Origin of the sequence: Planktosalinus lacus, from assembly GCF_014640155.1 — a bacterium.
Lineage (GTDB): Bacteria > Bacteroidota > Bacteroidia > Flavobacteriales > Flavobacteriaceae > Planktosalinus > Planktosalinus lacus.
Genome location: NZ_BMGK01000005.1, coordinates 214,390 through 235,791, shown reverse-complemented (window position 1 = coordinate 235,791; position 21,402 = coordinate 214,390). Strand labels below are relative to the sequence as shown.

Below are 21,402 nucleotides of genomic sequence, written 5' to 3'. Positions count from 1 at the left end.
GGAAAAACAGGTTATAAAAAAAAAACAGAAAAGTGCTTTAATTGATTTTTCCCTATATCAAAAAACTCAAAACCTCTTAAGTGTTTAAATTCTTTAAAAATCAATTTTGATAAGCACTTTTCTGTCAGTCTAATTTCTAGACTATTGAATAGTAACAAACCTTTAAAATTACAGCTTGGGGATGATTGTAATTGCTTAAACGGATTGTTACCAAACTAACATTAAATGAATAATTTATTATGAAAAAAATTATGGTACAAAGAAACGGAAGAATAGAAGATCAGGAAATAGTACAAGCTGTATAAAACGTGTAACATAAAGGACTACAAACCCTAAACAAGACTGTTATCCAGCGCATATCTGGTAAGCTCTGCGTTGTTATTTAACTTCAATTTGTCAAGTATGCGAGCCCGGTAAGTGCTGATGGTATTGACGGTGAGAGAGATTTCTTTAGCAATTTCTGAAACAGTTTTTCCGGAAGCTATGAATTGTAATACCTGTAATTCACGATCAGAAAGGTTTTCATACAGTGGTTTGTCAAAAGGGGTACCAATGGAGTCTGCTAATTTTTCTGCAATGGAGGCAGAAATGTATTTTTTTCCGCTTAACACCTGATTAACCGCATTTAAGAGTTCTTCGGGAGCACTGTCTTTGTTTAAAAACCCACTGGCTCCGGCTTTCAGGACACGAATTGCATATTGGTCTTCAGGCTGAACACTTAAAATTAAAACAGGTGTGTTGTTACCGTCTGATCTAATTTGTTTGAGTGTATCCAAGCCATTTCTACCGGGCATTGAAATGTCTAACAAAATAAAATCCAATTTTTCTTTTCTGCATATTTGTAATGCTTCAAGACCATTTGATGCCTCAAAATATTGCAAAGAGGGAAAAGATTCATTTAGAATTTCAATCAATCCTTTTCTTAAAATTGCGTGATCGTCTGCGATTAACACATTCATCAGTTGGTATTTAGTTATCTAAAGGTACTAAAACTTTTAATTTTGTGCCACTTCCATTTAAGTTTTCGATAAAAAAATCACCATTGAGCATTATGGCGCGTTCTTTCATGCCTGTTAAACCCAAAGAAATAGTATTCTTTTTTTCTACTTCAGTAATACCTCTGCCATTATCTATAACTTCAAAAATCAATTTGTTGTCTTTTGTTTCTAAAGTGATTTTTACCTCAGTAGCATTTGAATGCCGGGCAATATTGGTCAGTGCCTCTTGATAGATTCTATAAATCGCTGTATTGATTTCTTCTCCATAATCAACAATATCACAATGAATAGTAAGGGTGCATTTAATTCCTGTTTGATCTTCAAATTGGGTGGTTTTCCATTCGATGGCTGCTTCAAGACCTAAATCATCCAACACCCCCGGGCGCAGGTTTGTGGAAATTTTTCTAACATCATTGATGGTCTTGTTGATGCTTTCTATCAATCTGGAAGTACGGTCGTTTGCTTCAGGATAAACAGTTTCCAATTTATTTTTTAACCAAGATACATCCAACTTTATTCCGGTTAATTGTTGTCCCAGTTCATCGTGAATTTCTCTTGAGATTGTTATGCGTTCTTCTTCCCTAACTCTTTGTAAATGTGCTGTTAGATTTCTTAACTTGGTATTCACCTCAAGGATTTCATCTTCATATTTCTTTTGTTTTGTAATATCATTAATGATGATTGTTTCAGCTAATTTATTTTGATATTCAATCGTAAAACCGTGAATTTGAACCTGCATGAACTCTCCATTCTTTTTTTTATGTCTTACAGTTCTTTTGGTATATTTTTTATGCTCATTTTTTAGGCTTTCAATTGCATTTGTGAGTATTTTGATATCTTTCTTTGGTCGAATATCTACTAGTGTCATTTCTAAAAACTCCTGTTTTGTATACCCATAATGCACTTCAGTTGCTTTATTGACATCCAAAAATTTTAAAGTATTAACGTCATAAATAAAAATGGGCAAAGGGCTTAAACTATAAAGATCTTGATATTCCTTTTTGGACTTATGCAGTTGCTGTCCAATTTCTTTTCTTTCAATACTAAAAACTATACTTTTAAAAAGGGCCACTGCACTTATATCATTTTTAATCAGATAGTCTGTGACTCCCAGGTTTAAAGCCTTTAATGCGAACTTTAGATCGTTGTTTCCCGTAAGGATAATTACAGGTATGTTTTCACAAAACGACATCACTTTTGTTATCAAAGATTCGCCTTCTGCATCGGGCAGCGATAAATCCAGTAAAATAACATCAAAACCCTTTGGCGTTTTCTTTACTATATCAAAGGTTTGGGCATAGGTTTTAGCTTGCTGAATATGGGGGTTTTCAAATCCTTCGTTCAAATAATCTGATATTAAGACATAGTCACCAATATTATCTTCTACAACTAGTATATTTATATCTTTATTTAAGGGTAATTTCATTTAATTTTAATTTTAAATAATTAAGCTTTAAAATCAAACAGGAACTGTAACTTTTAGTTTTGTCCCACCTTCCTTTTGTTTATAGAGGTGGAAACTTCCGTTTACAGTAAAAGCTCTTTCTCTCATTCCTGTGATTCCAAGAGAAAATGAGTTATTTTTTTGATTATCACTAATGCCTACTCCGTTATCAATTACTTCAAGTATTAATGTATTGTTTTTTTCAGAGAAATATGTGTTTACTTCAGTAGCCTTGGCGTGACGCATTATATTTGTTAATGCTTCCTGATAAATACGGTAAACTGAAGTATTTATTCCTTTTCCGTAATCACTTTTTACACTGTCAATATGCAACTGGCATTTAATTCCTGTTTGCGTTTCAAACTGGTTGCTTTGCCAATCAATTGCTGCTTCGAGACCAAGATCGTCCAGTACGCCCGGTCTTAGATGTGATGCTATTTTGCGGACGTCATTGATGGTCTTATTAATGTTTTCAATGAGTCTTTGAGCGCGATCGGAGTTTTCAGGTAACACCTCTTCCAATTTGTTTTTTAACCAGGAAACATCGAGTTTTATCCCTGTTAATTGCTGCCCCAGTTCATCGTGAATTTCCCTGGCGATCGCGATTCGTTCCTCTTCTCGAGCTTGCTGTAAATGAGCTGAAAGGTTTCGCAATTTCTGGTTTACATCAAGGAGTTTTTGCTCATATTCTTTTTGTGAGGTAATGTCCTGCAAAGCACCAATGATTCGTATTGCCTTTCGTTCAACATTTCTTAAAATGATGCCACGGTCTCTAACATAGCGATAGGTGCCATTTGCGTGTTTGAACCGGTATTCATTTTCCCAGTTTAAACCCTGACCTTCAATTGCTTTCTGGACACTTTGCTTCACACGATTAACATCTTGAGGGTGTATATTTTCATACCAGTACTCCTCATTTGTGGTGACAGGTTTATACCCAAAAATAGTATGATATCCTTCTCCCCAAAAAATCGTTTTTTGAGTTAAATCCCAATCCCAAATAGCGTCAAAGGTTGCTTTTGTTACATATTCATAGCGTTCATTACTTGCTGCCAGTTTTTGTTCTGCTAAGGCCTTTTCGGTGACATCCAACACAGTAGATATCATTAAATTTTGATCATACAGTGGAATGTTTCTGGCATTTACAATGCGTTTATCTCCTTTTTTTGTAGTTATTTGAATCCCCTCCCATTGCATTCTGTTTAAATTTTTACTTCCAAGATCACTAAAAATTTGGTCTTTAATTTTTTTCCTGTAATTGGAATCAGGATATACCTTTTCAAAAAAAGTATCCACATCCCGTAATTCCTTTTGTGACCATCCATAAATTTGCGTAAAATTTTTGTTCATTAAAGTAAACTTACCTGTGTGACTGTTTCTCACTGCAATACCCACCGGCAAATTGTCAATGGCTGTTTTAATAAAATTATTTTGCTCTCTCAATTCAATTTCAATCTCCTTCTGACTGGTGATGTCCTGAACTGTACCTTCAAAAAGTATGGCATTACCATTTTCATCTTTTATCACCTTTCCTCTTTCAAGCACCCATTTTGTTTTTCCGTTGCTTAAAAGAATCCTGTGTTCAACTTCCAAGGGTTTTTCACCTTTTAAAGCTTTTTCCTGTTCCAGACTAAAACGTTCTTGATCATCAGGATGTATGGAATTAAAGAAGGTTTCATATGAAACTTTAAAATCCTTTTTTGACAATTCCCATATTTCATAGACTTGGTCTGACCAGGTTAGGGCATCGTTATTGTAATCAAACTCCCAGTACCCTAATTTTGCGATTTGCTGAGCGGTTTGTAACTTTTCATTATACTCAAGGATGGCTTCTTCCTGATTTTTTTGTTCTGTAATGTCTCGCATAATGCCTTTAAAAATCGTGCGGTCGTTGTTTTTATCTACTATTTTTTGGCCGTATTGATAAATCCACTTTAATTTTCCTGTAGCAGTAATGATGCGGTATTCAATATTTTGTTCTTCGATAGAGTCAATGGGTCTCTTTGCATATAAATTAAATTTATTTCTGTCCTCCGGAACAACAGATTCAAAAAAGCTGTCAATTGTGGGTGTGAATACCTCTTCATCCACTTCCCAAATATTAAAAATTTCTTCAGACCAAAAGAGTGTATCCTCACCCAAAACATGCTCCCAATAGCCCAATTTAGCTATTTTCTGGGCCGTTTTTAGTCTTTCATTATATTCTTTAATTTCTGCTTCGGTTTTGATCCGTTGTGTAATATCACGCGCATAACAGGCAACACCTACCACTTCATTATTAACAATGATGGGGCTAAAATTTGTTTCAACCGTTTTGTAATTTTGCTTTTCATTGGGTTGTACGGTTGTTTCGATGGTAAAACGCTCTCCTTCTAATCCCCTTTGGTAATATGTTTTCCACATATTGAGATAATCGGCTTCAAAAAATTCATCAGGCAGTAAAAAATCGCCTTCTTTTATGGTGTGTTCGGAATAAATTTTAAATGATTTTTTGAAGGCTTCATTTGCAGAGATGAGCGTCATTTTTTTACTTACACTCCAGATCATATCCTCGGTTGCGTTGATGAGGGCTTCCCTGTTACGCTTTTCATATTCTTTTTGCCGTTCTGCTTGCTTTTGTAGTGTAATATCATTGATAAACCCAATAAAAAATTCCTTTCCTCTTATTTTTACGGTAGTCACACCCAGTGAAATATCAATTTCTTTTTTGGCCTTTGTGATGGCAGTGAGTTCGGTGTTTGTATTGATAATAGGACCACTCCCTGTTTTATTGTAGTTTTCCATACCAGCCAGATGAGACTGCACATGCTTTTCGGGCATAATAAAATGATGCATCGGTTTATTCAACACCTCTTCAGCCTTCCAACCAAACATTTGCTCAGCCGTAGCATTCCAGTTTGTGATCATTCCCTCTGCGTCCATTAAAATCAATGCACTGATGGAGTTGTTGAAAATGGAAAGCAATTGCTCTTCACTTTTTTCAAGCTCCTCCTCAGCTTTTCTTCTTTTTGATGTATCAATCCCTGTTCCTAAAAGACAGGTTTCACCTTTAAAATCAATTAAAGAACCCGTGAAATAGTGATAAATTTTCTTGCCGCTTTTAGATGTAAAGTAAGCTTCTGCAAAGCTTTCACCTTTTTCAAAGGTTTCCATTATTCGCTCCTGAATGTGTTTTTGGTCGTCTCCTTCAAAAAACTCAGTTGGGTGCATTTTCTTAATTTCCTTTGCAGAGTACTCCGATACTTCTTCAAAATTTTTATTCCACAAAAGGAATTCTCCATTTTGATTGAACAGATAGAAAATTCCCGGAAGACTGTTAAGGATTGCTTCTGAAAGTTGCTTTTCTCTGAGAATATTTTCTTCGGCTTGTTTTCTTTCTGTGATGTCCCTAAAGTTATCAATGATTCCTTTCACGTTAGGGTCGTCCAACAGATTTGTCAAGGTAGCATCAACCCATCGCCAACTGCCATCTTTATGTTGTACTCTTACTATAGGACTATTAATTGACACTTCGGGAGAATCTAAGACCTCTTCCAGTACAGCCGCAACATTAGGTAAGTCTTCCGGATGCACTAAATTGATTAAATTTAATTTGAGTGCTTCACTTTCAGAGTATCCCAAAACCGAGGTGATTGAAGGGGACACATAAATTGGTGTTCCCTTTTTGTTGAGTATTGCAACTGCGTCATTACTATTTTCAACCAATGCACGGTATCTTTTTTCTTTTCCAAAAATTATTTCGGTTTGCAATTTTACCTGTTCTTCAAGCTCAATCGGTTTTCTTAAAACAACCCTAGTTAAATTCCCGCCAAGCAAGCTTAAAACCAATCCTAAAACAGCAATTGGAATTACACCTTCAAAATAATTTGCTTTTTTCTCTTTTACGTAAATTTGCCATTCCCCAAGGGGTACATTTATTACAGCCACCTGACTTTCTGAAAAATCTTCATTTGAATCAATGAAATATTCAACAACCCGGGTGTCTTGATTCATTTTTGAAAGCTGATACTCAAAGCGATTACTCTTATTATTAATTCCGCTTTTTTCAAATAGCTTTTCAAGACGTATCACAACTGCAGCAAATGCCAGAGAATCGTTTTCAACTTTTAAAGGAACTCTGCCAACCACTCCCAATCCCCCTTGTTTCAATTCAAATGGTCCTCCAAAATACATCTGGTCTTTTTGTGCAGCAATTAATACTTCTTTACCTCTACTTGGATCATTGACCACATCATATCCAATCACCACTTCATTACCTTCCAAAGGGTACATTTTAGTAATAACTCCTTTTTCAAGCAATTGAATACCGTCAACCAGATCATTGGCTTCTAAAAGTTTTTTAGCAATAGTGTCAAAGTTTTGAGGCATTCCATAATTCTCAACAATAAATGAAAGTGTTCGTGTAGTAGATAGTGCATAATTTAAGTTAAACTGAAGTTGATCTACTACAGTATTTAACTCTTCTGTATTTTCTTTTTCAATTTCTGATAAATTCAGTAAATACCGTTGAAAAGCAATCGCTTGAGTGATTAGCAATATCACTAAAAAAACAGACATCCCAATAAAAAAAGGATGTTTATAAAAAAAGTTCTTAGGTTTTTTTGAGGCCATTGACTCTATTAATTCAATTTGTTAAATATAAAAAAATAAAAGTTTGAATGGTGTTCATTTTCAAATTAACCCTAAATTAAGGAGTGTTTATAAAACACAACTTCTTTGTACCTTTGCAATCTATGCAAAATCAAGATACTATAGTTGCTTTGGCTACTCCTTCCGGAGCGGGTGCCATTGCTGTAATACGTGTTTCAGGTCCTGAGGCTATTTTAATCGCTTCAGGAATTTTTAAGTCTATTCACAACAAAGATCTTAAGAAGCAGCGCACCCACTCCATTCATCTAGGACATATTATGGATGATAATCGTGTTATTGATGAAGTTTTGGTCTCCGTTTTTAAAAATCCCAATTCCTACACAGGTGAAGATACCGTTGAGATTTCTTGTCATGGCAGTTCTTATATCCAACAGGAAATCATTCAATTGCTTTTGCGAAAAGGGTGTCGCAGTGCTCAAGCCGGAGAATTCACCCTAAGGGCATTCCTCAACGGAAAAATGGACCTAAGCCAGGCTGAAGCCGTTGCCGATTTGATTGCCAGTGAAAATGAAGCTGCCCATCAAGTGGCAATGCAGCAAATGCGCGGTGGCTTTAGCAATGAAATTGCAAAACTGAGAGAAGAGTTGCTCAATTTTGCTTCGCTCATCGAACTCGAACTCGACTTTGCCGAAGAGGACGTCGAATTTGCAGACCGTATCCAGTTTCAGGACCTGCTTATTAAGATTGAAAACGTACTTAAAAAACTCATTGATTCTTTCGCCACCGGAAATGTCATCAAAGCGGGCATTCCTGTTGCGATTGCCGGAGCACCCAATGCCGGAAAATCAACACTGCTCAATGCGCTGCTCAATGAAGAACGCGCCATTGTATCAGACATTGCCGGCACGACCCGTGACGCCATTGAAGACGAACTCACCATCAAAGGAATTGGGTTTAGGTTCATAGATACCGCCGGAATAAGAGATACCATTGACACTATTGAATCCATCGGGATTAGCAAGACCTATGAAAAGATGCAACAGGCACGACTGGTGTTGTTTTTATTTGATGCCAACGATTATAAGGAGCACTATAAAAACCTGGAAGTTGAAGTCAACAGGATTCAAAATAAATATCCTCAAAAACAAGTCCTTCTTATCGCTAACAAAACGGATTTGCTGAATGAACACCGTATTCAAACATTACAAACTAAATTTCCAGAAGCTATCTTGATTAGCGCATTAAATCGGGACGGGATTGAACAACTTAAAGAAAAACTGCTTTCACTGGTCAATACCGGAGTGCTCACTTCAGGAGATACTATTGTCACCAACACGCGGCATTATGACAGCTTAAACAAAGCCCTTGCAGAAATCAAAAAAGTACAACAGGGTCTTGAGGAAAACCTAAGCGGTGATTTACTGGCCATCGATATCAGGCAGGCATTATATTATTTTGGTGAAATTACAGGTCAAGTAACTAATGATGAGGTGCTTGGAAATATTTTTGCGAATTTTTGTATCGGAAAGTAATTAAATTACAAACACTTTGTTTAATAAATATTTCAAGGTTTAGAAAAGAAAGATTTATAAGTTGCACAATTTTAAATTTAAAAATATATTTACAAATTCATAATGTTAAGAATAAATTGGATTCATTCAAATGAAGTAATTTTCGAGATTGAATTAATCTAAACTTACATTATGAATCATTACTTTATAAAATGCTTAACCATCTTAATAATTGGGAGTATTTCAACTTCTTTGTATTGTCAGCAGAAATATGAAAGGGAAAGTCGATTGAAGCCGGCAGATGTTCCGCCGGCTGCACTAGAGTTTATTGAGTCTGCAGAGATAACAAGCAAAGTAAAGTGGTATATTGAGTATGGGTTAGAAACCAAAAGTATTGAAGCAAAATTTAAGTTAAATAACAAAAGGCATAGTGTAGAATTTGATACCCTTGGTACACTTGATGATATTGAAATTGAAATCTTGTCAAAGGAGTTGAACACAAATCTTAAAAAATCAATTGACATCGCTTTGAGCGGAAATTGTTCAAACCATAAAATTTCTAAAGTTCAAAAACAATATACAGGGAATCAAAATGTGTTGTTATCACTATTAAAAAATCAGGATTTTGCCGGTAATTTTACCACTAAATATGAAATAATTACAAGCTGCGAAAACGAAAGTAAAACAGAGCAGTATGAATATCTTTTTAATGATGAAGGAAAACTTTTGCAACAGTTTAAAATTATCTTCAGTAATTCAAGCAACCTTGAATATTAGGCTTTTATCACTTTTTAAATTTATATTTTCTTTACTATTAACCGGAAGCTCCTACTCTCAAAGCACCTATCAGTTTGGAATATTGCCCTCCATTAACCTGAATAAAAAATTACAAAAAGACTGGTCTCTAAACTTTAAAACACAATCACGACAGCGAATTCAAAATGGTGATTTCAGAGGCAATCACACCAAAGAATATGAATATCTGCTCACAGATTTTTCAATTCTATCAGCAAAAAAAGTGGGATTGAATTCACGTATATCAGGGGGGTATTTAATTCGATTTCGCAATGAAGAAATCATTCACAGAACGATTCAACAATATTCCATAGTTAAACGAAAAACCGGATTTAGATTGGCACACAGAATTGCAGCAGATCAGAGTTTTTCATCAAATCAAAGTCCAGAATTCAGATTCAGGTACAGATTGACTCCCGAAATACCTTTAGATGGACAAACAGTAGATCCAAAAGAATTCTATATCAAAACAAACCTTGAATTTCTCAATAAATTTCAAAGTTCTGATTATGAACTTGAATTCAGGTTGGCTCCTTTATTTGGGTATAGTTTTAATGATCGTAATAAATTAGAATTTGGTTTGGATTACAGATTTGATTCTATTTTTGTCACTGATCCCAGACACAGTTTTTGGACCTCTATTAATTGGTATTTGAATTTTTAAAAATACTTCATAACAATAAAATTTCATTGATTATTATTTTCAAATAAAGCCTCTATTCCATTTTATTTATAGTTATATTATCGTAATATTGCAATATAAATTTATACAAAATCTTATTATATATAATGGGCGTTACAAAAACAGATTTATTCAACAGTACCCAGAACGAACTGGCGGCTTATGCCAAAGTGTTGGCACACCCTGCCCGCATTGCTATTATTCAGTTCCTGTTAAAAGCAGAGACCTGCTGCAACACTACTTTGGTTGGTGATTTAGGGTTGGCACAAGCTACCATCAGTCAGCACTTAAAAGAACTCAAAAATGTGGGAATCATCCAGGGAACGGTCGAAGGGGTTTCAGTAAACTACTGTATCAACCCGGAAAAATGGAATGAAATCAAAGAAAAGTTTACTGAATTATTTGAAGGTTTTAATCCACCCAATTGTTCCAGTTGCTAAAATCTTGACCATGAAAAATCCTGTGTTTTCAAAAATTGAAGAAACAATAAAATCCCTGGATGTCAATTCAATTCCGGAAGAAAGAAAAGCTATATTGAAGTCATTGACAGGTTACATACAAGCCAAAGTAAACCAAAATCAAGAGGTGCGCCTGAATTTTATTTGTACACACAATTCCCGAAGAAGTCATTTGTCTCAGGTTTGGTCGCAGGTAATGGCTGCCTATTTTGGTATCCCAAACGTTTTTTCCTATTCCGGTGGAACTGAGGCCACGGCTATGTTTCCAATGGTTGGTGAGACATTAAAAGAACAAGGCTTTGAAGTTTTATCCCTTTGTAAAGGGAACAATCCTGTTTACGCCATAGCCTATAGTGAAAACTCCCATCCTGTTGTTGGATTTTCAAAAACCTTTGACCATCCTTTTAATCCTGTTTCCGGGTTTGCAGCCATTATGACCTGCTCTCAGGCCGATGAAGGTTGTCCGTTTATTGCAGGTGCAGAAAAACGGATTCCCATCACTTATGAAGACCCTAAAGCTTTTGACAACACCCCCCAACAAGCCAAAAAATATGGTGAACGCAGTGTACAAATTGCTGCTGAACTATTTTATGTATTTTCAAAAATCACCAAATAATGAACGAAATTAAAAAGCAAATCCCATTTTTTGAACGTTACCTGAGCTTATGGGTGGTATTGTGTATCGCAGTAGGAATAGGAATCGGACAAGTGGCCGGTGACAGTATGCAATTTTTGGCAGATCTTGAAGTCTATAAAGTCAACATACCTATTGCCATTTTAATCTGGTTGATGATTTACCCGATGATGTTGCAGATTGATTTCAGTAGTATTAAAAATGCGGGCAAAGCGCCTAAAGGACTTATATTAACCTTGGTGGTCAATTGGTTGATCAAACCTTTTACCATGGCCTTTTTCGCATGGATCTTTTTTGAGCACCTCTATTCTGCCTGGATTGAGCCCGAACTGGCCGGTGAATACATCGCCGGAGCCATTCTCCTGGGTGTAGCACCGTGTACCGCCATGGTTTTTGTGTGGTCATATCTCACAAATGGCGACCCCAATTATACCTTACTTCAGGTTTCGGTAAATGACCTGATTATCCTTGTGGCTTTTGTTCCGCTGGTAGGTTTATTATTGGGCATTACTGATGTTACCATCCCTTATGATACTTTGGTTGCTTCGGTTTTGATTTTTGTCGTGGTTCCATTGCTAGCGGGTGTCGTTACTAATAAAATACTCGTCAAGAAACACGGGGAAGATTGGTTTAAAACCAAATTTTTACCTCGTTTTAAACCCATGAGCATTTTGGCACTTTTGCTTACATTGGTCTTATTGTTTGCCTTTCAGGGTACCAACATCCTGGAAAATCCATTTATCATTTTATTGATTGCAGTACCGCTGATCATCCAGTCTTATTTTATTTTCTTCCTAACCTGGTTTGGTGGAAGAAAACTCAAATTACCTCATGCAATTTGCTCTCCCGCAGCTATGATTGGAACCAGTAATTTCTTTGAATTGGCAGTGGCAGTGGCCATTGCTCTGTTTGGACTTCAAAGTCCGGCTGCCTTGGTTACTGTTGTAGGTGTTTTGGTGGAAGTGCCCGTTATGTTGAGTTTGGTGGCTTTGGCTAATAAATGGAAGTATTGATTCAAGAATATGAAAACTAAGATCATCAGGTTTTAAAAGGATGAAATTTTTGAGCTTAACGTCACTTCATCAAAAAACAAACTGAAATATCAGGAAAATTATCAGTTTACACCCATTTTAAAGAAATAGGACGGGATTGAATTTCAATATTCATGCTTTTACTAATGAATATTATTATTTATTAGTAAATTAGCAAAGCATCGGTTTTGAAATTTACAACCCATTTTATCCTGAAAGTTTTGAAAAAACTCTTTTTTATACTCGTCATTTTATCACTCATCTCTTGTTCAAGTGATGATGAGGATCCAACAACACCAGTACTAACAACCACTGCTGTTACAAATATTACACATACCTCTGCAACAACAGGTGGCGATATATCAACTGATGGCGGAGCTGAAGTTACTGCCAGAGGTGTTGTGTGGAGCACCTCTCAGAACCCAACAATAGATTTATCAACAAAAACTAGTGATGGTACAGGTACAGGCAGCTTCACTAGCACCATCACAGAATTGACTGCAAATACAACCTACTATGTAAGAGCTTATGCAACCAATAGTATAGGTACTGCTTATGGCAATGAAGTTAGTTTTACAACGGTTGAACTCCAACCACTTTTTTATATAGCAGATAATGGTGTTACTTGTATATGTGAAAATGTAAATCCCGGTGATATTGGGATTATTGACGGTATAGAATATGAAGCCGTTGACAGAGACCTTTTGATTCAAAGAAGAGATGAAGGGGCTGATTTAACCAGAGTTTGTACTTCGCTGGTCACAGATATGAGTGAAATGTTTAAGGGGGCTCTGTTTAATTTAAATCAATTCAATCAACCCATTGGCAATTGGGATGTGAGTAATGTAACGAATATGCAAAGAATGTTTTATGCATCTGAGTTCGAACAAACCATTGGAAATTGGGATGTAAGTAATGTGACCGATATGGAAGAGATGTTTTTATTATCTTCATTTAATCAACCCATTGGAAATTGGAATGTAAGTAATGTGTCTAATATGTTCGGAATTTTTAATGCATCTTCGTTCAATCAACCTTTAAGTAATTGGGATGTAAGTAATGTTATAGATATGGATTTTATGTTTCAGCAATCTGATTTCAACCAACCTATTGAAAATTGGGATGTGAGTAATGTTACTTCTATGAAAAGGATGTTTTGGGAGGCACAATTCAATCAACCCATTGGTGAATGGGATGTAAGTAATGTGACAGATATGGCCAGGATGTTTGAGAGTCCTACATATTCTAATACTCCAACTCCATTCAATCAACCCATTGGTGAATGGGATGTAAATAATGTTACTAACATGGAAAATATGTTTTCCTACTCCTCATTTAATCAACCTATCGGAAATTGGGATGTGAGTAGTGTTACGAATATGAATGGTATGTTTGCAGTGTCTCAATTCAATCAACCCATTGGAAATTGGGATGTTGGTAATGTGACCGATATGAGTTATATGTTTAATAACTCTCAATTCAACAAACCCATCAATAATTGGAATGTTGGTAATGTGATAACTATGTATGCCATGTTTAATAACACTCAATTCAATCAACCCATTGGAAATTGGAATGTTAGTAATGTTGCAAATATGAGTAGTATGTTTTCCCTTTCCGATTTCAATCAACCCATTGGTAATTGGGATGTGGGTAATGTGACTAATATGGCATGGATGTTTTCTTACTCTCAATTCAATCAACCTATTGATAATTGGAATGTAAGTAATGTTTCTGATATGAAAAGAATGTTTCAATATTCAGTTTTCAATCAACCCATTGATAATTGGAATGTAAGTAATGTGATAACGATGTATCGTATGTTTGCTGTATCTCAATTCAATCAACCCATCGGCAATTGGAATGTGGCTAGTACAAGTAATATGGAAGGAATGTTTGATGGTTCTATATTCAACCAACCCATTGGAAACTGGGATGTAAGTAATGTGACATCGATGCTTCAAATGTTTTCCTACTCCAACTTTAATCAATCCATAGGTAACTGGGATGTGAGTAATGTGACTAATCTGGCTTGGATGTTTTATCAGTCTCATCATTTCAATCAACCTTTAGGCAATTGGGATGTGAGTAGTGTGACCAATATGGAAAGAATGTTTTTCTCTTCTCAATTCAATCAAAATATCTCAGGTTGGTGTGTAACAAATTTTCCTACAGAACCGGAGGGCTTTTCAGGAGGTGCTCCACTACTCCCAGAATATCATCCCGTTTGGGGGACTTGTCCTTGAATTCAAACCATTGCGAAAACGATGTTTAATTTTATTTAATTCATTTTGAAAAAACTACTTTTAATACTCGCCATTTTATCACTCATCTCTTGTTCAAGTGATGATGATAGTCCAACAACCCCTGTATTAACAACCACTGCTGTTACAAATATTTCATATACTTCTGCAACATCAGGTGGTGAGATAACAACTGATGGCGGTGCTGATATAACTGCCAGAGGTGTGGTATGGAGCACCACACAAATCCCAACAATAGATTTAACTACAAAAACAAACGATGGGACAGGTACAGGCAGCTTTTCCAGCACCATCACAGAACTTTCTGCAAATACAACCTACTATGTCAGGGCTTATGGTACCAACAATGTGGGAACGGCTTACGGCAATGAAGTCAGTTTTACAACAAACGAGCAACCACTTTTTTATTTAGCAGAAAACGGAGTTACCTGTAAATGTGAAAATGCCAACGTTGGTGATATTGGAGTTAATGATGGGATAGAATATGAAGCCGTTAACAGAACCTTGCTGATTCAAAGAAGAGATGAAGGAGCCGATTTAACGAGAGTTTGTACTTCGTTGGTTACATATATGAATCAAATGTTTTTTAATAATTATTCTTTCAATCAACCCATCGGCAATTGGGATGTAAGCAATGTAATTGATATGGAATTAATGTTTCAGAATTCTCAATTTAATCAACCCATTGAATATTGGGATGTGAGTAATGTGACTGATATGAGATCTATGTTTTTGAACACTCCATTCAATCAACCTATTGGAAATTGGGATGTGAGTAATGTGACAAATATGGGGGGGATGTTTAGACATTCTCAATTCAATCAACCCATTGGTGATTGGGATGTAGGTAATGTGACTACTATGGATATGATGTTTGACGGTTCTGAATTCAACCAACCCATTGGCAACTGGAATGTAAGCAGTGTGACAAGTATGGGAGGGATGTTTTATAACTCTGTATTTAATCAAACCATTGGTAATTGGAATGTGGGTAGTGTGACGTATATGAAAAGAATGTTTTGTAGTACTCCCTTTAATCAACCCATTGGAGATTGGGATGTGAGTAATGTGACTAATATGGATGGGATGTTTTGTAGTACTCCCTTTAATCAACCCATTGGAGATTGGGATGTGAGTAATGTGACTAATATGGATGGGATGTTTGTGAGTTCTCAATTCAATCAACCCATAGGTAATTGGAATGTGGGTAATGTGACGGATATGCAGTGGATGTTTAAAAACTCTTTATTTAACCAACCCATAGGTAATTGGAATGTTGGAAATGTATCTAATATGAAAGAAATGTTTTACAGTTCTGTATTTAATCAACCCATAGGTAATTGGAATTTGGGTAATGTGACGAATATGACTAGTATGTTTAGAGAAGCTGTGTTTAATCAACCCATTGGTAATTGGGATGTTAGTAGTGTGACAAATATGGAGTATATGTTTCTGAGTTCTCAATTCAATCAACCCATAGGTAATTGGAATGTGGGTAATGTAACTACTATGTGGGGCATGTTTAATATGTCTATATTTAATCATCCCATTGGCAATTGGGATGTTAGTAATGTGACGAATATGGAAAGGATGTTTCGATATTCTCAATTCAATCAGCCGATTGGGGATTGGAATGTGAGTAGTGTTAATAAAATGATAGCTATGTTTCACTGGGCGGGAAACTTCAATCAAAATATCTCCGGTTGGTGTGTAATTCTTATACCCTCAGAACCCCAAGATTTTTCCACTGGTAACACTCCATTAACGCAAGCAAACAAGCCCATCTGGGGGACTTGTCCTTAAATTCAAACCATTTTGAAAACAAAGCTTAATTTATTTTATTTTATTTTGAAAAAACTCCTTTTTATAATCGCCATTTTATCACTTATCTCTTGTTCAGGTGATGATGAGAATCCAACAACACCTCCGACATTACCTGAATTAACAACCACAGCTGTTACAACTATTACATCAACATCTGCAGTATCAGGTGGTGAGATAACAACTGATGGCGGTGCTGATGTTACTGCCAGAGGTGTTGTGTGGAGCACCTCTCAGAACCCAACAATAGATTTATCAACAAAAACTAGTGATGGTACAGGTACAGGCAGCTTCACTAGCACCATCACAGAACTTACAGCAAATACAACCTACTATGTAAGAGCTTATGCAACCAATAGTGTTGGAACGGCTTATGGCAATGAAGTCAGTTTTACAACAAACCAACAGCCACTTTTTTATTTAGCAGAAAATGGAGTTACTTGTAAATGTGAAAATGTAAGCCCCGGTGATATTGGGATAATTGACGGTATAGAATATGAAGCCGTTAACAGAACCTTGCTGATTCAAAGAAGAAATGAAGGGGCAGATTTAACCAAGGTTTGCACCTCGCTTGTCACAGATATGAGTTTTATGTTTTACGACTTAGAACAATTCAATCAACCTATAGGTAATTGGGATGTGAGTAATGTAACAGACATGAGTCATATATTTGCTGCTAATATTTATAATCCATCTCAGTTCAATCAATCCATTGAGAATTGGGATGTGAGTAATGTCACAAATATGACTAAAATGTTTAGTAACAACTTTCACTTCAACCAACCCCTTGATAATTGGAATGTTAGCAGTGTAACTGATATGCAGGGGATGTTTAGTGTTGCGACTCAATTCAATCAACCCTTAGGTAATTGGAATGTAAGTAATGTGACAAATATGAGTGAGATGTTTATGAATTCTCAAATGAATCATTCAATCGAAAATTGGGATGTTAGTAATGTTACCAATATGTCCTCGATGTTTAGAGCCACTCTCTTTAATCAACCCATAGGTAATTGGGATGTAAGTAATGTAACGAATATGTACAGAATGTTTGTAGTGTCTGATTTCAATCAACCCATCGATAATTGGGATGTTAGTAATGTTGAACGTTTTGATGAAATGTTCCTCAACTCTCAATTTAACCAACCTCTGGGAAGCTGGGATGTAAGTAATGCAACTATTATGGTATTTATGTTTAAATGGTCCCAATTCAATCAAGATATATCCGGTTGGTGTGTAACAAATTTCCCAGTAGAACCTTTTGAATTTTCAACATATTCTCCACTAAGTCCTGAAAACAAACCCGTTTGGGGGACTTGTCCATAAATCGTTAAGTTAACCTAATACTTTTGTGAAATCAATTTTAAAAGAATAATTTTACTTTTTTTTTAAGCATCTTTATATTTAATCTTTATCCAAGTATGATTCACAAGCAGCATATCATCAAGCGTTTTATATCTTATGTCACTATTGACACTGAAAGTGATCCTGAAAGTGACACCACCCCCAGTACAGAAAAACAATGGAATCTTGCCAACAAACTGGTTGAGGAACTCAAATCTATTGGGATGAGTGATGTAACCATCGATGAAAATGCCTATGTGATGGCGACACTTCCCTCAAACATTGACAAAGAAGTACCTGTCATTGGGTTTGTATCACATTTTGACACTTCACCAGATTTTACCGGAGCCCATGTAAAACCTCAAATCATTGAAAATTATAACGGAGAAGACATCGTTTTAAACGAAAAAGAAAATACCATCCTCTCCCCTTCTTATTTTGAGGACTTGTTGCAGTACAAAGGGCAAACCCTTATTACAACAGATGGAACCACTTTACTGGGCGCTGATGATAAAGCCGGTATCTGCGAAATCGTTTCCGCAATGGAATATCTATTACAGCATCCTGAGATCAAGCATGGTAAAATCCGCATCTGTTTTACTCCTGATGAAGAAATAGGTCGCGGGGCACACAAATTTGATGTTGCAAAATTTGGAGCCGATTGGGCCTATACGATGGACGGAAGCCAGATTGGCGAACTCGAATATGAAAATTTTAATGCTGCCAAAGCAGTTGTATCAATCCAAGGAAAAATAGTGCATCCCGGTTATGCCAAAGGAAAAATGATCAACAGTCTTTATATTGCGACCGATTTCATCAATTCCCTCCCCAGACTGGAAACACCGGAACATACAGAAGGCAGAGAAGGCTTTTTCCACCTTACCGACATCAATGGTGAAGTAGATAAAACGGTATTGGAATATATCATAAGAGACCACGACAAAGAAAAATTTGAAGCCCGAAAGGAAATATTTCAAAAGTTGGCTAAAGAATTGAACGATCAATTAGAAAAGGAACTCATTGAGGTTAAAATAACTGATCAGTATTCCAATATGCGGGAAAAAATAGAACCCGTTATGCACATCGTTGATATCGCAGAAGAAGCCATCAAACAAGCAGGCATTACTCCAATTATAAAACCCATAAGAGGAGGAACTGACGGTTCTCAACTCAGTTATATGGGACTCCCCTGCCCCAATATTTTTGCCGGGGGACATAACTTTCACGGGCGTTATGAATACGTCCCTGTTGAGAGCATGCAAAAAGCTATTGAAGTAATTGTCAACATTGCAAAATTGCAAGCTGAAAAGTTTTAAACTTTTATACTTTCACTTTCTTTATTTGGAATATTCCATCACTTTAAAAATATGGAGTATATGAGGAAACAAGGCATCCATACTCTCTTCTGCCCCTCTGGTTGAGCCGGGCATTGCGAGAATTAAACTATTGCCTATCATTCCGGCCACACTTCTGGAAAGCATGGCATAAGGCATTCTTTCCTGTCCATAGTTGCGCATCGCTTCAGCAATACCCGGAATTTCTCTTTCTAGCAATGGCTTAATGGCTTCAGGGGTGACATCTCTTTTTGAGAGTCCGGTGCCTCCTGTAACAACAATAAGGTTTATACCATTTCCCTGATGCTCTTTTACTTGCTGTTGAATGTCTTCAACCTCGTCGGGAATGATGTTATATGCCCTTATCTCGACACCACTGGCTTCCAGTTTTCTGATAATGGCTTTGCCTGCAAAGTCTTCTTTTTTGCCTGCTGAAATACTATCCGAACACACAATCACAGCCGCATTGACAGGCTTGTCCATTTTATCGCTAAAATGGGATTTGCCACCTTTTTTAGAAAGTAATTTGATGTCAGTAATTTCTATTTCCTTGTCAATGGGTTTGAGCATATCATACATCGTAACTGCAGCCACTGAAACCCCATGAATGGCTTCCACCTCCACTCCGGTTTTGTAAATAGTTTGTACCTCGACTTCTATACGGATTGAATTTTCACTCAGCTCAAAATTAAAATCGGTCTTTTCTATGGGCAACGGGTGACAATCGGGTATGGCGCTGCTGGTGTTTTTAACGGCAAACAAACCCGCTATTCTGGCGGCTTCAAGCACATTGCCTTTAGGCACGTTGTCATTCTTTATTGCATGGATTGTATCCGGATTGTGGACTTTCACAACTGCTTGCGCGAAAGCTGTGCGCAGTGTACTGATTTTATGAGTGATATCTACCATTAGCTGATTTTTAACTTCATTATACTGTGTTTTGTTTCCAGGTGTGTGAATCGTTTTCAAAGATCTCTTTTCCCCACACGGCCACTTCTTTTTTAACGCGTTCTACAATGTAATTACACGCATCCTGAGCTTCTTTGCGGTGTTTGGAGGAGGTGAATACAAACAAGCACATTTCGCCGCAAGGCACCACACCCAGACTATGATAAATGTGCATACACACCAATTCAAATTTTTCAAAAGCCGCTTCCCGAATTTCGTGGAACTTATCTTCGGCCAGTTCCCGGTAGGTGGTGTATTCTATAGCTTTTACTTTTTGCCCGTCAATTTGATCTGCTCTCACCTGTCCCAGAAAGATACTGTGCGCCCCTATGTTTGTTTTTACACTGTGATGGGCGATGGATTCTGCTATAAAGTCCGGACTAATGGGTCCTTCAATAAATACTTTTTTCTTTTTGTGAGTGCTCATTGGTTTTGTTTTTGAATTCGTTCCACGCCAAAACACCTCCCTTGAGGCTATAAAAAGTGTGACCGGAATAGTTGTTTTTTAATAATTCAACCGCTTTTAGACTGCGCTTACCTGTTTGGCATATAAAGACCACCTGCGAACTGGTTACTTGAGATTCAAACAGGTTCTCCAGTTCAAGCAATGGCATTTTAAAGGTTGATAAATCAACAGCTTCAGGTTGTTCGTCCGGGTTTCTTACATCAATAATAGTCAGCTTTTTATCAATCATCTCTGTAAGAGTTTCCGTGGTTATTTCGAAAGACAACAGACTGTTGCAATACAATTCATAATCGTAATTTTTGAACTCTTCATTATTTTGCGGCATGGCCTTTTGTGAGTCACTATTCTTGGTCAGGTTAAAGGTATTAAAACTACTGTTAAGGGCATTGTAAACCAAAAGCTTATTGCTTAAAACTTCTCCAATTCCTGTGATGATTTTAAGGGTTTCCGTGGTTTGCAGCACTCCCATTATGCCCGGCAACACTCCCAAAACACCGGCTTCATTGCAGGAAACACTATGCGCGGCATCTACCGGATTTGGGAACAAGTCGCGGTAATTGATGCGTTCAACCTCTTCCTTGTTTTTAAAATTAAAAACAGCTGTCTGTCCTTCATATTTTAATACTGCAGCATAGACCAAAGGTTTATCAAGTAATGCACAAGCATCGTTAATGAGGTAACGGGATTCAAAGTTATCAGTACAATCCAGCACCACATCATAATTACTAATGATTTCAAGTGCATTTGCTGTAGTTATTTTTTCATTATATACATTTAGTTTCACTTCAGAATTTAAGGCAGTAAGTTTAGCCGCAGCAGTTGTAGCTTTGGGTTTTGAAAGATCGCTTTCCGAAAATAAAATCTGGCGGTGCAGATTGGTGAGTGAAACAACATCATTGTCTACAATACCAATAGTGCCAACACCTGCAGCTACCAGATACTGAAGTGCAGGACAGCCCAATCCACCGGCACCGATGACCAACACTTTTGCCTGAGCGAGTTTGGCCTGACCGGTTTTGCCAAAGGATTTTAAAATCATCTGGCGGTGGTATCTATTTTCAAGGTTTTCCTGACTCATGGTA

16 protein-coding genes are annotated in these 21,402 nt (G+C 36.7%); 10 read left to right on the top strand and 6 right to left on the bottom strand.

What is annotated here, in order from left to right:
- Nucleotides 1-332: 332 nt before the first annotated feature.
- The 3 genes from IEV69_RS07815 to IEV69_RS07805 are packed head-to-tail and all read right to left on the bottom strand — an operon-like array spanning nt 333 to nt 7,053.
- Nucleotides 333-959: a response regulator gene (locus IEV69_RS07815; RefSeq protein ID WP_188441212.1), complete on the bottom strand. Its 627-nt coding sequence runs from the start codon at nt 957-959 to the stop codon at nt 333-335.
- 10 nt (nt 960-969) lie between these two features.
- Nucleotides 970-2,424: a PAS domain S-box protein gene (locus IEV69_RS07810; protein ID WP_188441210.1), complete on the bottom strand. Its 1,455-nt coding sequence runs from the start codon at nt 2,422-2,424 to the stop codon at nt 970-972.
- Nucleotides 2,425-2,457: 33 nt separating this feature from the next.
- On the bottom strand, nt 2,458-7,053 hold the full coding sequence (locus IEV69_RS07805; RefSeq protein WP_188441208.1) for a PAS domain S-box protein: 4,596 nt from the start codon (nt 7,051-7,053) through the stop codon (nt 2,458-2,460).
- A 122-nt stretch (nt 7,054-7,175) separates the two neighbouring features.
- On the opposite strand from IEV69_RS07805, the gene mnmE reads away from it, so the two are divergent.
- From mnmE to pepT, 10 genes are all read left to right on the top strand, one after another.
- Nucleotides 7,176-8,564 (top strand): tRNA uridine-5-carboxymethylaminomethyl(34) synthesis GTPase MnmE, encoded by a 1,389-nt coding sequence (gene mnmE / locus IEV69_RS07800; RefSeq protein ID WP_188441206.1) that lies wholly within the window; start codon nt 7,176-7,178, stop codon nt 8,562-8,564.
- A gap of 171 nt (nt 8,565-8,735) precedes the next feature.
- Complete coding sequence (locus tag IEV69_RS07795; protein WP_188441204.1) at nt 8,736-9,320, top strand: hypothetical protein; 585 nt, start codon at nt 8,736-8,738, stop codon at nt 9,318-9,320.
- On the top strand, nt 9,238-10,002 hold the full coding sequence (locus IEV69_RS07790; protein WP_188441203.1) for a DUF2490 domain-containing protein: 765 nt from the start codon (nt 9,238-9,240) through the stop codon (nt 10,000-10,002). The genes IEV69_RS07795 and IEV69_RS07790 overlap by 83 nt, the downstream gene beginning before the upstream one ends.
- Nucleotides 10,003-10,127: 125 nt before the next feature.
- Nucleotides 10,128-10,460: an ArsR/SmtB family transcription factor gene (locus IEV69_RS07785; protein WP_188441201.1), complete on the top strand. Its 333-nt coding sequence runs from the start codon at nt 10,128-10,130 to the stop codon at nt 10,458-10,460.
- Nucleotides 10,461-10,470: 10 nt separating this feature from the next.
- A complete protein-coding gene (locus IEV69_RS07780; RefSeq protein ID WP_188441199.1) occupies nt 10,471-11,094 on the top strand; it encodes an arsenate-mycothiol transferase ArsC in 624 nt (207 codons plus the stop codon).
- On the top strand, nt 11,094-12,125 hold the full coding sequence (gene arsB / locus IEV69_RS07775; protein WP_188441197.1) for an ACR3 family arsenite efflux transporter: 1,032 nt from the start codon (nt 11,094-11,096) through the stop codon (nt 12,123-12,125). Before IEV69_RS07780 ends, arsB begins: the two co-directional genes overlap by 1 nt.
- Before the next feature lie 239 nt (nt 12,126-12,364).
- A complete protein-coding gene (locus IEV69_RS07770) occupies nt 12,365-14,389 on the top strand; it encodes a BspA family leucine-rich repeat surface protein (RefSeq protein ID WP_188441195.1) in 2,025 nt (674 codons plus the stop codon).
- A 45-nt stretch (nt 14,390-14,434) separates the two neighbouring features.
- Nucleotides 14,435-16,210, top strand: coding sequence for a BspA family leucine-rich repeat surface protein (locus IEV69_RS07765; RefSeq protein WP_188441194.1), 1,776 nt, complete (start codon nt 14,435-14,437; stop codon nt 16,208-16,210).
- A 45-nt stretch (nt 16,211-16,255) separates the two neighbouring features.
- Nucleotides 16,256-17,554 carry a BspA family leucine-rich repeat surface protein gene (locus IEV69_RS07760; protein WP_188441192.1) on the top strand — a complete coding sequence of 433 codons (1,299 nt, stop codon included), beginning with the start codon at nt 16,256-16,258 and terminating at the stop codon, nt 17,552-17,554.
- Between the two features lie 95 nt (nt 17,555-17,649).
- On the top strand, nt 17,650-18,888 hold the full coding sequence (pepT, locus tag IEV69_RS07755; protein ID WP_188441190.1) for a peptidase T: 1,239 nt from the start codon (nt 17,650-17,652) through the stop codon (nt 18,886-18,888).
- Nucleotides 18,889-18,909: 21 nt separating this feature from the next.
- Here the strand turns inward: pepT and moaCB are convergent, their stop codons facing one another.
- From moaCB to moeB, 3 genes are read right to left on the bottom strand one after another with little or no spacing between them, the layout of a single operon-like run.
- Nucleotides 18,910-19,875, bottom strand: a complete 966-nt coding sequence (gene moaCB, locus IEV69_RS07750) for a bifunctional molybdenum cofactor biosynthesis protein MoaC/MoaB (protein ID WP_262891970.1) — start codon at nt 19,873-19,875, stop codon at nt 18,910-18,912.
- Nucleotides 19,835-20,281: a molybdenum cofactor biosynthesis protein MoaE gene (locus tag IEV69_RS07745; protein ID WP_188441188.1), complete on the bottom strand. Its 447-nt coding sequence runs from the start codon at nt 20,279-20,281 to the stop codon at nt 19,835-19,837. Before IEV69_RS07745 ends, moaCB begins: the two co-directional genes overlap by 41 nt.
- Nucleotides 20,247-21,398 (bottom strand): HesA/MoeB/ThiF family protein, encoded by a 1,152-nt coding sequence (moeB, locus tag IEV69_RS07740; RefSeq protein WP_188441186.1) that lies wholly within the window; start codon nt 21,396-21,398, stop codon nt 20,247-20,249. The genes IEV69_RS07745 and moeB overlap by 35 nt, the downstream gene beginning before the upstream one ends.
- Nucleotides 21,399-21,402 lie beyond the last annotated feature (4 nt).